Source organism: Nocardioides sp. J9, from assembly GCF_007829375.1.
Classification (GTDB): domain Bacteria; phylum Actinomycetota; class Actinomycetes; order Propionibacteriales; family Nocardioidaceae; genus Nocardioides.
This window is the reverse complement of sequence record NZ_VLJQ01000001.1, coordinates 28,066-42,024: the sequence shown is the minus strand read 5'-3', so window position 1 is coordinate 42,024 and position 13,959 is coordinate 28,066. Positions and strand designations below refer to the sequence as shown.

Sequence of the window (13,959 nt, the reverse complement as noted above, 5' to 3'; positions counted from 1 at the left end):
GACGGCACCCCGGTTCGGGACCTGATCCCCGTCACAGTGCCCCGGCGCCGGTACGACGGCTGCCAGGACTCGGTCCCGGACCCGGTCGTGAGGATTCCCGCCGACGTCGTACGGTGGTCCGGCCATGACCGAGCCGCTCGACCGCACGCCCTCACCCGAGCACGGGTACGTGATGACGGCGGACCTCGCGACCAGCTTCGACGCCTTCTACAAGGACACCCGCGACCGGCTGCTGCTGCAGACCTTCGCGCTCACCGGTGACCTGGCCGTGGCCCGGGCCGCCGTGCGGGAGGCGTTCGTCGTCGCCTGGCACCACTGGCGCAAGACGTCACGCCTCGACGACCCGGAGATGGCGGTGCGACCCAACGCGTGGCGCAAGGCGCTGCGCCGCAACAGCACGCGGCCGTTCCACCGCAAGAAGGACCTCGACGCCGAGGTGCGCTCCGTGCTCGACGCGGTGGCGGCCCTGCCCCTCCCCCAGCGCAAGGCGCTGCTGCTGACCCAGCTGGCGGCGGTCACGATGGAGGAGATGGCCCAGGAGGTCGGCCTGCCGCTCGAGGCCGCCGAGCGCGAGCTGCAGCTCGGCGCGGCGCAGTTCGCGATGCAGCTGGGCATCCCGACCTCCGCGATCCCGCTGTCGCTGAGCTCGCTGGCATCGGTCACGCGGGCCGTCGCCTGGCCGCGGGTCACGATCATCCGCCGCGCCGGCAGCGCCCGCCGCCGTGCGCACACCGTCATCGGTGCCACCGCCGCGGTGGTCGCGCTCGTGGCCGGCGGCGCCGTCGCCACCGACGCGACCGGCGTCCGACCGTCCCTGCACCGCGAGCCGCTCCCGACGCCGTCCGGTGCCCCGCCGGGGGCCGGGCCCGCCGTCACCACGCTGCCCGACACCGCGCTGCTGCCGGTCGACGCCGTCCGGGAGGTGCTCCGCGGCCGCGGCTGGCGCCAGGGCGCGACCAGCGACAACTCGACCGGGAACGGCCGGGTCCTCCCCTGCCAGGCGGACCGGTACGCCGACCCGCGCGGCACCGCCGCCTGGGTGCGCACCTTCCGCACCCCGGGCGTGAAGCCCGCCCGGGCGGTCGTGCAGTTCGCCGAGGCGTCGATGAACGAGCGCCGCGCGACCGGCACCTACCGCCGTACCCTCATCTGGCTCACGAGCTGCCCCACCCCGGAGGACGAGGACGCCACCGTGCCGCGGGTCCAGCTGGTCAGCACCGCCGACCTGCCCGGTGTCGGCGACGAGGCGTCCCTCGTCGTGCTGCGCCCGCGCGACTCCCGCCTGGTCCACGTCGTCGCGCTCGCCCGGACCGGCCTGTTCACCACGGCGACCTCGCTGACCACCCGGGTCCCCGTGGACAGGGCCGACCGTCGCGGGGTGGCCCGCCTCGTCGCCTCCGCGGTCGGGCGGCTCTGCCCGCTCGCCGACGGCGGTGGCTGCGCGCCGGCCCGGCCCAAGGTGGTCGACCGGGCGGCGTACCCCGTCGGCAAGGTCCGCTGGATGCTGTCCGAGATCGACCTGCCGCCGCTCAACACCGACCAGGGGCCGTGGGTCGGGACCCCGCCGGCGGCCCTCAAGGAGGACCGGATCGACTCCGGCGCGATCGGCTGCGCCACCGTCCACCTCTTCGGCTCCTTCCGGGACCGCAAGATCCAGGGCAACCGGTTCCGCACGTTCGTGCTGAGCGCGGCGAAGCTGCCGCCCGAGGTCGGCCTCACCGAGACCGTCGGCACCCTCCCGCCGCGGGCCGCCCGTGCGTTCGTGGCCCGGTTCCGCGAGCAGGTGGCAGCGTGCCCCGACACCGACGCCACCGCGGGCACCGAGGTCGACGAGATCGCCTCCCGCGACACGCGGACCACGTCCCTGTCGGCCTGGCACCTCAGCACCGCCCTGCCCGGCGACCGCACCGTGGAGTACGACGTCGCGTTGGTCCGCAGCGGCACCGCCCTCGCAGTCGTGGTCTACGTCGCCGCACCCCGCGCCCGGATCGCCGACGACGACTTCGTGGCCCTCGCCGAGCGCGCCCTGGACAGGTTGCGCGCGATGAAGCCCTACAGCGGGTAGAGATTTCCTCGGATCGGGTGCAACCGGCTCCCGGCAGCGGGCGTATACCCCCTGACAGCCCCCGCCGACGGGGCCGCGCAGGACGGTCCGAGAGGAGGGTCGACGTGGAGGCCAGCGAATTCGACGAGTTCTACACCGCGTCGTTCCGCAGGGTGACCGGCCAGGTCTACGCGATGATCGGTGACCTCGAGGAGGCCACCGAGTGCACCCAGGAGGCGTTCGCCCGCGCCTGGGCACACCGTCGCAAGCTCGACCGGGCCGAGTACCCCGAAGCATGGGTACGCACCACCGCCTACCGCCTCGCGGTCAGCGCCGCAAGCGCGGCGAGCGCTCCCCCGACCGGGCCCNCCCCGAAGCATGGGTACGCACCACCGCCTACCGCCTCGCTGGCGCCGCCGCAAGCGCGGCGAGCGCTCCCCCGACCGGGCCCTGCAGGGTGCTGGCACCGTGGCCGCCGTGGACGAGTCGCACGTCGCGCTCGTCGCGGCCCTGCGCCAGCTGCCCGAGGCCCAGCGCCAGGCGCTGGTCCTCCACCACATCGCCGACCTCCCGGTGCAGCAGGTCGCTGCCGAGGTCGGCGTTCCCGAAGGAACCATCAAGGCCCGGCTCAGCCGCGGCCGGGCAGCCCTCGCGGAGCTGCTCGCCGACGACGCCGGGCTCGCCGGAGGAGGGGTGTCCCATGCCTGAGCAGCACGACCCCATCGACGAGCTGGCCCGCTTCGGCGCCGGCTTCGGCGCCGCGAACCCTGGAGGAGACATGCCGCTCTCCGCAGCCGACGTACGGCGCCGCGGCGACCAGATCCGACGCCGTCGTACCGCCCTCGTGGCGGGCGGTGCCGCCCTCGCCGCCGCAGCCGTCAGCGTCCCCGTGTTCGCCGTCATCGGCGGCGACGCCGACCGCAACGGCGACCACGTCGCCGGTGACCCCGACGGCGGTTCGTCCGTGATCAGCGAGGCGAACCTGCTCAGCGACGCCGAGACCGTCTACAACGACGGCGCCGACTGGTTCGCGACCGACACCTTCGTCGGCGACGGCGACGACCCCTTCCAGATGTGCGCCCGGGAGAGCCTCACCGACCTCGGCGCGACGGCCGTGGTCCAGCGCGACTTCGAGCTCCGCAACGCGCAGCTCGAGGAGGGCGAGACCCCGCCCGAGGTCACCGGCGACCGGTTCCGCGAGGCGATCGCGCAGTTCCCCGACGTGGCCACCGCATCGGCCGCCTACGACACCATCGCGGAGTGGATCCGTGACTGCACCGAGGCCGCGACGGCGGCCGGCACGCCGGAGTACCGCTACAACCAGGCCTACGACGCCGACACCGGCCTCGGCGGCGACAGCGAGGCGGTCATCCTCGACTCCCAGTACGGCCCCGTGCCCGACGCGGAGCTCGACGAGGCCTACCTCGCCGAGACCGGCCTGGTCCGGGTCGGCGACCGGATCGCCGTCCTCGACTCCCGCATCGTCGGACAGGACTACAACTTCCTGCCCGAGGAGGGCGGCACGCCGGTCAACCAGATGATCCCGCCCGCCGCCTCGCTGCTGGCCACCGCCCAGGCCGACCCCGGCCAGACCGACGGTGCGGAGGGCGACGGGCAGGACGGCGACGGGCAGGACGGCGACGGCCAGGCCGCAGGCGACGTCCGGATCCCCGACGGCTACCCGCTCGCCTCCGGCTGGCCGGAGCCCGGGACCGCGGAGTCCGGCAACGGCCTCACCGGCCCGGAGCGCGGCCTCGACCCGCTGGCGTTCTCGGCCTGCGGGACCGACCAGCCGGACCTCGACCACGCCGACCGGCTGACCGCACGGTGGGAGGACGTCGAGGACTACCGGACCCGGCAGCTGACCGTCTACGCGACGGTCGCCGAGGCCACGGCGATGACCACGGCGCTGCGCGACCTCTACTCCGGGTGCCCGGTGGAGGAGGTCCGCGAGGACGGCTACACGCCGAACTGGAAGGTCGAGGACCTCGGCGCCGGCGACGGCTCGTTCGCGGTGCTCGGCTGGGACGAGCTGGACGGGTCACCGTCGACCTTCGGCGAGACCATCGTCGTGGTCCGCACCGGCACCGCCGTCCTCGTCGAGGCCCGCGCCGGCCACGGCGGGAACCCGCAGGGCCGGGAGACCGAGGTCATCGAGCAGGTCCTCACCGACGCCTCCGACGTGGTCGACGGCCTCTGCGCCTTCCGCGCCGCCGGCTGCTGACGCCCGACGACCACGACCCCACCCGCACACGGGCCGCCACCGACCAGGTGGCGGCCCGTGCTGCGTCTCCGCCGCCCCGGGGCGGCCGGAGCCAGATCTCCCGAGATTTCGGGGAGATCGTTGCAACCGGGCGGCTCCTCCCAGCGTCTTCATCTCGACGCACCACCACCGACCACCACCGAACGAAGGAGACCGCCATGCGACAGCACCGGCTCACCCTCGCCGCCGCCGTCGCGGCGGCCACCCTGCTCGGCGCCTGCGGCAGCGACCCGTCCGCCGCCGACGACCGCGCGCCCGCCACCCCCGCCGACCAGGCCGGCACGACCAGCACGCCGGCCGCGGCCGACGCACTCACCGAGGACGTGCTGCTCACCGACGACGACACCGTCTACAACGAGGGCGCGGACTGGTTCCGCACCGCCACCGGCGACGAGGACCTGGACGGCAACGGCGACCTCGCCCACCCGTGCCTCGCCGAGGGGCTCAGCGGCACCGGCGCCACCGAGGTCGTCCGCGCGGACTTCGAGCTGCGCAACACCGAGGACGACGTCGAGGTGGACGAGGACCACCTGACCCAGCTCGTCGGCCGGTACGACGACGCGGCAGCCGCCCGTGCGGCGTACGACGAGGTCGCGGCGCTGGTCAGCGAGTGCACCGACCGTCCGGAGGCGATCACCGACTTCCGGACCCTCACCAGCCGCGACGTGGCCACCGGGGACGCGGCGCAGATCATCGACGCCCACTTCGGCCCGGTGCCGGAGGGGATCGACGAGGGCGAGTCGGCCTACATCATGGAGACGGGCCTGGCCGTGGAGGGCGACCGGCTCACGATGGTCACCTCGATCATCGTCGGCCTGGACTACAACTTCCTCGAGGAGGACGGCGGCACCCCGGTGAACCAGATGCTGCCGAAGGCGGTCGACCGGCTGGGCTGAGCCCCGCCACGCGACCGGGAACCGGTCCCCGGGCATGACGAAGGCCCGCCACCGTGGGGGTGGCGGGCCTTCGGCCGTTCAGCAGGTGAGTCAGAGCGACTCGAGGATCTCCCGGGCGAGCGCCGCGGTCTCGGACGGCGTCTTGCCGACCTTGACGCCGACGGCCTCGAGGGCGTCCTTCTTGGCCTGGGCCGTGCCCGCGGAGCCCGACACGATGGCGCCGGCGTGGCCCATGGTCTTGCCCTCGGGGGCGGTGAAGCCGGCGACGTACCCGACGACCGGCTTGGTGATGTTGGCCTTGATGTAGTCCGCGGCCCGCTCCTCGGCGTCGCCGCCGATCTCGCCGATCATCACGATCACCTTGGTCTCCGGGTCCTCCTCGAAGGCCTGGAGCGCGTCGATGTGCGTGGTGCCGACGATCGGGTCCCCGCCGATGCCGATGGCGGTCGAGAAGCCGAAGTCACGCAGCTCGAACATCATCTGGTAGGTCAGCGTGCCCGACTTCGAGACGAGGCCGACCGGGCCCTTGCCCGCGATGGTGTGCGGGGTGATGCCGGCGAGCGACTCCCCCGGCGTGATGATGCCGGGGCAGTTCGGGCCGATCATGCGGGTCTTCTTGCCCTGCAGGTAGGACCACACCTCGGCGGTGTCCTGGACCGGGACGCCCTCGGTGATGACCACGATCAGCGGCATCTCGGCGTCGATGGCCTCGATCGCTGCGTCCTTGGTGAACGCCGGCGGGACGAAGAGGACCGACACGTTGGCGCCGGTCTCCTTCATGGCCTCCGCGACGGTGCCGAACACGGGGAGCTCGACGTCGTTGCCGTCGTGGTCCTTGTGGGTCACCGTGGTGCCGGCCTTGCGGGCGTTCACGCCGCCGACGATGGTGGCGCCGGAGTCGAGCATCAGGGCGGTGTGCTTGGCACCCATGCCGCCGGTGATGCCCTGGACGATGATCTTGCTGTCCTTGTTGAGGTAGATGCTCATCTGTTCTTCTCCCCCGGCCTCAGGCGTTGTTCGCCAGCTCGGCGGCCTTGTCGGCCGCGCCGTCCATGGTGTCGACCTGCGTGACGAGCGGGTGGTTCAGCTCGTCGAGGATCGCGCGGCCCTTGTCGACGGCGTTGCCGTCGAGGCGGACGACGAGCGGCTTGGTGGCCTTGTCGCCGAGCAGCTCGAGGGCGCCCTTGATGCCGTTGGCGACCTCGTCACAGGCGGTGATGCCGCCGAAGACGTTCACGAAGACGGACTTGACCTGCTCGTCGTTGAGGATGACGTCGAGGCCGTTGGCCATCACCTGCGCGTTGGCGCCGCCACCGATGTCGAGGAAGTTCGCCGGCTTCACGCCGCCGTGCTTCTCGCCGGCGTACGCGACGACGTCGAGGGTCGACATGACCAGGCCCGCGCCGTTGCCGATGATGCCGACCTGGCCGTCGAGCTTGACGTAGTTCAGGCCGAGGTCCTTGGCCTTCGCCTCGAGCGGGTCGGCCTCCTCGCGGATCTCGAAGGCCTCGTGGTCGGGGTGGCGCACCTCGGAGGCGTTCTCGTCGAGCGAGACCTTGCCGTCGAGGGCCTCCAGCTTGTCACCGGCGAGCCGGGCGAGCGGGTTGACCTCGACGAGGGTCGCGTCCTCCTCCACGAAGACCGTGTAGAGCTTCTCGATCATCGTCACGGCCTGCTCGAAGACAGCCTCCGGGAAGCCGGCCTCGGTCGCGATCTCGCGCGCCTTGGCGGCGTCGACGCCCTTGCCCGGGTCGATCGCGATCTTCTTGACGGCGTCGGGGTTGGTCTTCGCGACCTCCTCGATCTCGACACCACCCTCGACGGACGCGATGCAGAGGTACTGGCGGTTCGACCGGTCCAGCAGGAAGGAGAAGTAGTACTCCTCCTCCGGCGGGGTCGCCGGGGTGACGAGGACCCGGTTGACCGGGAGGTCCTTGATCGTCAGGTTCAGGATGTCCGTGGCGTACTGGAAGGCCTCGTCCGGCGTCTTGGCGATCTTGACACCGCCCGCCTTGCCGCGGCCACCGGCCTTGACCTGCGCCTTGATGACGGTGACGCCACCGAGCTGCTCAGCGGCGGCCTTCGCCTCCTCGGCGGTCTCGACGACCACGCCGATGGTAGTGGCCACACCGTGCTTCGCGAAGAGCTCCTTCGCTTGGTACTCCATCAGGTCCACTGATTTACGTCCTCACATCTGGGTCAGAGGTCGGTGCGCAGCCTGCCGCACCCCCCGGCACACTAGTCCTGACCCACGAGTAGGACGAGACCGGGAGCGTCGACGTGACGCGGCTCACCCGACACGCCCGGGCGCGTGCGGCAGCCGCCCGCGGGCCGCCTCCGCGCCACCGGACGGACACCTGCAGGTCAGCCGCCAGGTCCGCCACCACGCCGGCGGCCGGGCGCCCGCCCGGCCCTGCTCACGGCCCCGAAAAAGTCGTCCACAGGTCCGAACAGAGGATTTCGGGGCGGTCCCGGCATCGGTTAAGGTCGGTCGCGCATGTTTCGCCCGGCTGTCACCCGACAGCCACGTCGTGTCGGAGCCACTCGGGGCCTCGGACGAGGATGCGGGCCGAAACCGGCCTGCACAACGTCCCCCCAAGGAGTCAGCAGCTTGATGGGTAGCCACCGAGCGGACAACCGCGCGCCGCAGCCCACGGCAGCCTCCCCGTACGTCGGGAAACGAGCTGCCCGGCGCCCGGTCGACGAGTCGGCGACGCCGTCGACCTACGTCGGCAAGCGCGTGGCCCGACCGGTGGACCCCACGCCCGCGCCGGAGGCCCCCGTCGCTGCAGCGCAGGTGCCCACCCCGGCCCCGGCCAGCCCTGTGACCCGCGCCACGCCCACTCCGGCCCCCGCTGTCGAGCCCGCCCTGGTTGCCGCCGCCCACGTCGAGACGCCTGCGGAGCCGGAGCCCGCGCCCGTCGTACCGACCGCTGCGCCGATCACGCTCCGCGGGCTCGAGAAGACCCCGACCGTCGAGCTGCCGGCACTGCGCGACATCCCGCTGCTGACCGACTCCTCGACCCAGCTCCGCGCGGTCGGCTCGCCCGGCAAGCGCCGCGCGACCAGGCACTCCGGGAGCCGCGGCCCCCTCTTCAAGGGACTGCCCAGCCTCCCCGTCGCCGTCGGCGTCGCGACCCTCGCGGTCGCAGTCGGCGGCGCCGTCGTATCTGCCGACCCGCAGCTGGCCGCCGGCGGCCACCGGGTCACCGCCGCGAACGCGATGACCGGCTCCTTCGGCACCGGCTCGATCACCGAGCGCGTCGACACCGTCAGCCGCGACTCCGACCGTGACGCCCTCGCCCAGGCGACCGGCACCGACCTCGTCGCCGAGGCCGAGCGCCACGCCGAGGAGCGCAACACCGCCCTGGGTGACCTCGCGAAGGCCGCCGAGAAGGAAGCCGCCGAGATCGCCCTCAACCGCTGGGTGCTGCCGCTCAGCGGCTACCTACGGCGAGTACGGCCTCTGGTCGAGCTACCACACCGGCCTCGACTTCGCCGCCCCCAGCGGTACCCCGCTCTACGCCGTCACCAACGCCGTGGTCACCTCGACCGGCTTCGACGGCGCCTACGGCAACAAGACCGTCCTCACCCTCGAGGACGGCACCGAGATCTGGTACTGCCACCAGTCCTCGATCGCCGCGTCCGTCGGCGACACCGTCCGCGCCGGCGAGCTCATCGGCTACGTCGGCAGCACCGGCCACGTCACCGGCCCGCACCTCCACCTCGAGGTCCGCCCCGGCGGCGGCGACCCGGTCGACCCCGACGCCGCGCTGCGCCAGCACGGCGTGACGCCCTGACGCTCTCGCTGCGGCGGCGGAGTGGGGATTCACCACCTAGGTGGTGAAACCCCCTGTTCGAGGGCCTGAATTCGTGTGCCAGGCCGTAGTTTCGTGTGCCCAGTGCCTGAGTTTCACCACCTAGGTGGTGAAACCCCACGCGCCCGCCGGACCGACCTGCGCCCCGAACCTGACCGACGAAACTCGCGCTTGACCGACGAAGCTTCGTCGGTCAAGCAACAGTTTCGCCGGTCGACCGGCGAATTTCTCCACCCGACCGACGAAGCTGTCGCGCCGAGCAGGCCTTACAGCTTCTCCACCGGCGCGTAGCGCAGCAGGAGCCGCTTGACGCCGTCGGAGCCGAAGTCGATGGACGCGACGGACTTGTCGCCCTGGCCCTCGACGGACACGACGGTGCCGAGGCCGAAGGAGTCGTGGGTGACCTTGTCGCCGGGCGCGAGCACGGGGATCGGGCGCGACGGCTTGGACTTCGCGGCTGCGTCGGCACGGGCCGCGGCGGAGCTGAAGTTGCGGCGGCCGGCAGCGGTCGGTGCGCCCAGCCGGTTGCCCCCGCCCGACGACCCGCCGTACGACGACCCGCCGTCGCCGTACCGGTCGCCGCCGTAGCTGGGGCGCGACCAGCGGGTCTGGTCCGCCTCGGTGCGGCGCCAGTCGACGAGGTCGACCGGCAGCTCGGCGAGGAAGCGGGAGCCGGGGTTCATCGACGGCGCTCCCCACGCGGAGCGGACCATGGCGCGGGAGACGTAGAGGCGCTGGCGGGCGCGGGTGATGCCGACGTAGGCGAGCCGGCGCTCCTCCTCCAGCTCGGTCTTGTCGCCGAGGGCGCGCGAGTGCGGGAAGACGCCGTCCTCCATGCCGGTGAGGAAGACGACCGGGAACTCCAGGCCCTTGGCGGTGTGCAGGGTCATCAGGGTGACCACGCCGGTGTCCTCGGGGGCGTCGGGGTCGTCGGGGTCCGGGGCGTCGGGGATCTGGTCGGAGTCGGCGACGAGGGCGACCCGCTCGAGGAAGTCGGCGAGCCCCGGCTCGACGGTGCCGGCGTCGACGTCGGCGGGGTCGGCCGACGGGCCGGCGACGGGGTCCTCGGCGAACTCGCGCGCCACGGCGACCAGCTCGGCGAGGTTCTCGATGCGGGTGGCGTCCTGCGGGTCGTCGGAGTCCTCGAGGCTGGCGAGGTAGCCGGAGCGGTCGAGCACGGTCTCGAGGATGACGTCGGGGCGCTCCCCCGCGGCGACCATCTGCTGCAGCTCGGTCACCATCGCGACGAAGCCGGCGATGTTGCTCTGGCTGCGGGTGGCCAGGCCGGGCGCCTCGCCAGATCGCTGCAGCGCCTCCCAGAAGGTGATCCGCTCGCGGTCGGCGAAGGTGGTGACGGCGAGGACGGCACGCTCGCCGATGCCGCGCTTGGGGGTGTTGAGGATGCGGCGCAGTGAGACCTGGTCGTCGGGGTTGACCAGCATCCGCAGGTAGGCCAGCGCGTCGCGGACCTCGCGCCGCTCGTAGAAGCGCACCCCGCCGACGACCTTGTACGGCATGCCGGTGCGGATGAAGATCTCCTCGAACACCCGGGACTGGGCGTTGGTGCGGTAGAAGACCGCCACGTCGGAGGGCTTCAGCCCGCCCTCGTCGGTGAGCTTGTCGATCTCGCCGGAGACGAAGCGGGCCTCGTCGTGCTCGTCGTCAGCGACGTACCCGACGATCTTCTCCCCGTCCCCGGCGTCGGACCACAGCCGCTTGGGCTTGCGGCTCGCGTTGCGCTCGATGACCGCGTTGGCGGCGGTGAGGATGGTCTGGGTGGAGCGGTAGTTCTGCTCCAGCAGGACGGTCCGGGCGTCGGGGAAGTCCTGCTCGAAGTCCATGATGTTGCGGATGTCGGCGCCGCGGAACGCGTAGATCGACTGGTCGGCGTCACCGACGACCATCAGCTCCGCCGGCGGCACCCGGTGGGCCGGCTGCCCGTCGAGGGTGGTCGGGTCGTGCTCCTCGAGGTCCTGGCCGCACAGCTGGTGGATGAGGGCGTACTGGGCGTGGTTGGTGTCCTGGTACTCGTCGACGAGGATGTGCCGGAACCGGCGCCGGTAGGTCTCACGGATCTCCGGCTTGAGCTGGAAGAGCCGGACCGTCTCCATGATCAGGTCGTCGAAGTCGAAGGCGTTCGCCTCACGCAGCCGCCGCTGGTAGGCCTTGTAGGCCATCGCGTAGGTCTCGTCGCTGACGTTGGTCGCCTCGGCGGCGACCTCGTCGGGGTCGCGCAGCTCGTTCTTGTGGTTGCTGATCCAGTGCAGCACCGGGCCGGGCTGGAACTTGCGCGGGTCGAGGTCGAGGTCGTTGCAGACCAGGGTGATCAGCCGCTTCTGGTCCTGCGCGTCGTAGATCGAGAAGTTCGACTTCACCCGCTCGTAGCCGAGGTGCTCGACCTCCTTGCGCAGGATCCGAACGCACGCCGAGTGGAAGGTGCTCACCCACATGATCCGGGCGCGGTTGCCGACCAGCTCGCTGACCCGCTCCTTCATCTCGGCCGCGGCCTTGTTGGTGAAGGTGATGGCGAGGATCGAGCCGGGGTGCGCCTTGCGCACCGCGATCAGCCAGGCGATGCGACGGGTCAGCACCCGGGTCTTGCCCGAACCGGCGCCGGCCACCACGAGCAGCGGCGTGCCCTCGTGCTGGACGGCCTCCCGCTGGGGGTCGTTGAGGCCCTCGAGGAGCGCCTCTGCGGTGAGGGCGGGCGGCGTGCTGGCTGCGTCGATCATGCTCCCGCCAGCCTACGGCCCGGGTCCGACGACGGGGGTGGCGGGACCTGCGGGCTCTGTGGTGCGGAGGCGGCCGCGCTGTAACACGTTGTTGGCGGTTGTTCGGGGCCGGTCGCGGCTGTCACACGTCGTCTGCCGACGKACCAGCCGCGAGACCGCGCGAAAGGGCTGCTGGGTGGGGCTGGAACAGACGTGGCGGGTCGCCCACAGCTGCGATCAGCGTGTTACAGCGGCGACCGACCCACGCGCCCGCGCCCGCGCCCGCGCCCGCCTGACCTCAACATTCCCGTGAGCGGCCGAGCCCCCTCCACACCCGACGTCACCGAGACGGCTGTCCACAGGTGCCATCGCGCCGGTTCCCGAGCAGCGGACGTCGCGACCACCGTGGGGCCATGAACGTCATGAACGCTCGGGTCCAGGCCGCGATGAGCGCGCAGTGGGGCCTGGTCACACGGCCGCAGGCGCTCGCGGCAGGAATGACTGCCGACCAGGTCGACCGCCTGGTGAGGAGCGGGCGGTGGGCGCTGGTGCGACGCGGGGTCTACGCGGAGGCTCCGTACGTCGCGAGCCTCACCAGCCACGCCGAGCAGCGGATGCTCGCCGACCGCGCCGCCAGCCTCCGGGTGCGCGACGCCCACGTCTTCAGCCACCACTCGGCCGCGTACGTGCTCGGGCTCGAGGTCCTGCGTGAGCCGGGCCCCCTCACCCACCTCACTCGTCCCGGCATCGTGGGCACGCACAGACGTGCTGGCATCGCGCAGCACCTCGCGCCGTACCCGCCCGAGCAGCTCCAGCTCGTCCACGGGGTCGGTGTCCTGGGCCTGGCCCGGACGGCCGTGGACATCACGCGCGAGCACGGCTACCTCCAGGGTCTGGTGGCGGCTGACTCGGCGATGCGCGTGGGTGTCAGCCGTGAGCAGCTCTGCACGGTGGCAGCGCAGATGTACTGCTGGCCACAGTCCACCGTCGTGCGTGACGTGATCGCCTCCGCCTCGCCCGGTGCCGACTCGGTCGGCGAGACCCTCATGCGCGACCTCGTGGCGAGCCTCGGGTTCGGCGTGCCCGAGGTCCAGTTCGGGCTGACCGCCGACGGTCGGACCGCGTGGTGCGACCTCCGACTCGGCCGACAGGTGTTCGAGTTCGACGGCAAGGTGAAGTTCCTGAGCCCGGCCGACGGTGGATTCGCCCAGCAGCCACCCACGGACGTGCTCTGGGCGGAGAAGGGGCGGCAGGACTTCGTGAGCGGCTTCAAGCTCGGCGTGTGCCGGGTGACCTGGGCCGACGTGTGGGGCGCCGGCGTGGAGCGTGCGCGCGAGCGCCTGCGCCGCGAGTTCTTGCGCACCTGCGAGCTCTTCGGCACGGACGTGGCCGACCTCGCCCAGTTCCGTCCCCGCGGTGCCCGGCCGCGGCCGCAGGTCCGGCGACCGGCGTACCGGCTGCTGGGCTGGGAGCGCTGGGCGGCCTGAGGTGTGACGGTCCGGCCGGTGTGCCCGGCCGGGCTCGGGCGCGTCCGCCGGCGGTCATGTAACACGTGGTCCGCGGCTCTTCCAGCCCCGAGACCGCGCGAATCCCGCGCCGGAACGGGCTGGGACAGTCGTGGGGCGGCGCGTACAGCCGTGAATGACGTGTTGCAGCAGGCAGCTGCCGCCCACCACCGCAGACGACGTGTTGCAACAGCCGACTGGCGCCCAGATCCACGAACCACGTGTTGCAGCGCGCGGCGCGACCGCGACCCCGCCCAGCCGATGAGGACCGCGCGGGGCCGACGACGACGCCCGCGGGACACGGCCGCCGTACGCCGGCAGCGGGTTCCTCGCTCAGGCGTGGACGGACGACCAGGCGACGGCGATGCAGACCTCGGCGACGGAGAGGACCAGCAGGCCGGCCCACAGGCCGTTCGGGATCTTCTCCTTGCGCAGGTTCGCCATCACCAGGACGAGCAGCACGAGGCCGATGACCAGCTTCACCGCGATCTTGGCGTGGTTGACCTCGACGTCGTCCATGCCCTCGAGCACACCGACGAGGAGGAGGCCGGCGAGGAACGCCGTGCCGACGCCGTCGCGCATGACGCCGGTGACCTTCTTGTCACCCGGTCCGGCCTGCGCCAGCAGCCCGCCGATGAGGGCGGCGAAGCCGAGGATGTGGGCGATGAGGAGGATCAGGCGCAGGGTGTCCATGGCCGAACTCTATTGCCTGCGACGGCGCA

Annotated in this window: 10 protein-coding genes and 1 pseudogene; 7 read left to right on the top strand and 4 right to left on the bottom strand. The window is 72.3% G+C overall.

The genetic code is table 11. The features are described from left to right. Window positions 1–124: 124 nt before the first annotated feature. The 5 genes and pseudogenes from L615_RS00175 to L615_RS00160 all read left to right on the top strand — a co-directional run bounded on the left by L615_RS00175 (window position 125) and on the right by L615_RS00160 (window position 5,203). Complete coding sequence (locus tag L615_RS00175; RefSeq protein ID WP_145723698.1) at window positions 125–2,065, top strand: hypothetical protein; 1,941 nt, start codon at window positions 125–127, stop codon at window positions 2,063–2,065. A 173-nt stretch (window positions 2,066–2,238) separates the two neighbouring features. Further along, window positions 2,239–2,319 (top strand): annotated as a pseudogene (locus L615_RS23940) (SigE family RNA polymerase sigma factor); the annotation flags it as partial. Between the two features lie 202 nt (window positions 2,320–2,521). Next, window positions 2,522–2,752 (top strand): RNA polymerase sigma factor, encoded by a 231-nt coding sequence (locus tag L615_RS23935; RefSeq protein WP_261376499.1) that lies wholly within the window; start codon window positions 2,522–2,524, stop codon window positions 2,750–2,752. After that, window positions 2,745–4,268: a hypothetical protein gene (locus L615_RS00165; RefSeq protein WP_145723697.1), complete on the top strand. Its 1,524-nt coding sequence runs from the start codon at window positions 2,745–2,747 to the stop codon at window positions 4,266–4,268. The genes L615_RS23935 and L615_RS00165 overlap by 8 nt, the downstream gene beginning before the upstream one ends. A 197-nt stretch (window positions 4,269–4,465) precedes the next feature. Then, window positions 4,466–5,203, top strand: a complete 738-nt coding sequence (locus L615_RS00160) for a hypothetical protein (RefSeq protein ID WP_145723696.1) — start codon at window positions 4,466–4,468, stop codon at window positions 5,201–5,203. Between the two features lie 90 nt (window positions 5,204–5,293). On the opposite strand, the gene sucD is transcribed toward L615_RS00160, so the two are convergent. After that, the gene (sucD, locus tag L615_RS00155; RefSeq protein ID WP_028653877.1) at window positions 5,294–6,190 is read right to left on the bottom strand and encodes a succinate--CoA ligase subunit alpha; all 897 of its coding nucleotides are present in this window, start codon (window positions 6,188–6,190) and stop codon (window positions 5,294–5,296) included. Window positions 6,191–6,209: 19 nt separating this feature from the next. Next, window positions 6,210–7,379, bottom strand: coding sequence for an ADP-forming succinate--CoA ligase subunit beta (gene sucC, locus L615_RS00150; protein ID WP_145723695.1), 1,170 nt, complete (start codon window positions 7,377–7,379; stop codon window positions 6,210–6,212). A gap of 1,195 nt (window positions 7,380–8,574) precedes the next feature. Between sucC and L615_RS00145 the strand changes: the two genes are divergently transcribed. Further along, window positions 8,575–9,003 (top strand): M23 family metallopeptidase, encoded by a 429-nt coding sequence (locus L615_RS00145; protein ID WP_222430389.1) that lies wholly within the window; start codon window positions 8,575–8,577, stop codon window positions 9,001–9,003. 284 nt (window positions 9,004–9,287) lie between these two features. Here L615_RS00145 and pcrA read toward each other — a convergent pair whose 3' ends face one another. Next, window positions 9,288–11,753: a DNA helicase PcrA gene (pcrA, locus tag L615_RS00140; protein ID WP_145723693.1), complete on the bottom strand. Its 2,466-nt coding sequence runs from the start codon at window positions 11,751–11,753 to the stop codon at window positions 9,288–9,290. A gap of 392 nt (window positions 11,754–12,145) precedes the next feature. On the opposite strand from pcrA, the gene L615_RS00135 reads away from it, so the two are divergent. Further along, on the top strand, window positions 12,146–13,219 hold the full coding sequence (locus tag L615_RS00135; RefSeq protein ID WP_145723692.1) for a type IV toxin-antitoxin system AbiEi family antitoxin domain-containing protein: 1,074 nt from the start codon (window positions 12,146–12,148) through the stop codon (window positions 13,217–13,219). 351 nt (window positions 13,220–13,570) lie between these two features. Here the strand turns inward: L615_RS00135 and L615_RS00130 are convergent, their stop codons facing one another. Next, window positions 13,571–13,930 carry a hypothetical protein gene (locus L615_RS00130; protein ID WP_028653873.1) on the bottom strand — a complete coding sequence of 120 codons (360 nt, stop codon included), beginning with the start codon at window positions 13,928–13,930 and terminating at the stop codon, window positions 13,571–13,573. Window positions 13,931–13,959 lie beyond the last annotated feature (29 nt).

Coding starts and splice junctions, on each gene's coding strand:
- L615_RS00165 (WP_145723697.1), top strand. CDS start 2,745: ATGCCTGAGCAGCACGACCCCATCGACGAGCTGGCCCGCTTCGGCGCC.
- sucD (WP_028653877.1), bottom strand. CDS start 6,190: ATGAGCATCTACCTCAACAAGGACAGCAAGATCATCGTCCAGGGCATC.
- L615_RS00130 (WP_028653873.1), bottom strand. CDS start 13,930: ATGGACACCCTGCGCCTGATCCTCCTCATCGCCCACATCCTCGGCTTC.
- L615_RS00160 (WP_145723696.1), top strand. CDS start 4,466: ATGCGACAGCACCGGCTCACCCTCGCCGCCGCCGTCGCGGCGGCCACC.
- L615_RS00135 (WP_145723692.1), top strand. CDS start 12,146: ATGAACGTCATGAACGCTCGGGTCCAGGCCGCGATGAGCGCGCAGTGG.
- L615_RS00175 (WP_145723698.1), top strand. CDS start 125: ATGACCGAGCCGCTCGACCGCACGCCCTCACCCGAGCACGGGTACGTG.
- pcrA (WP_145723693.1), bottom strand. CDS start 11,753: ATGATCGACGCAGCCAGCACGCCGCCCGCCCTCACCGCAGAGGCGCTC.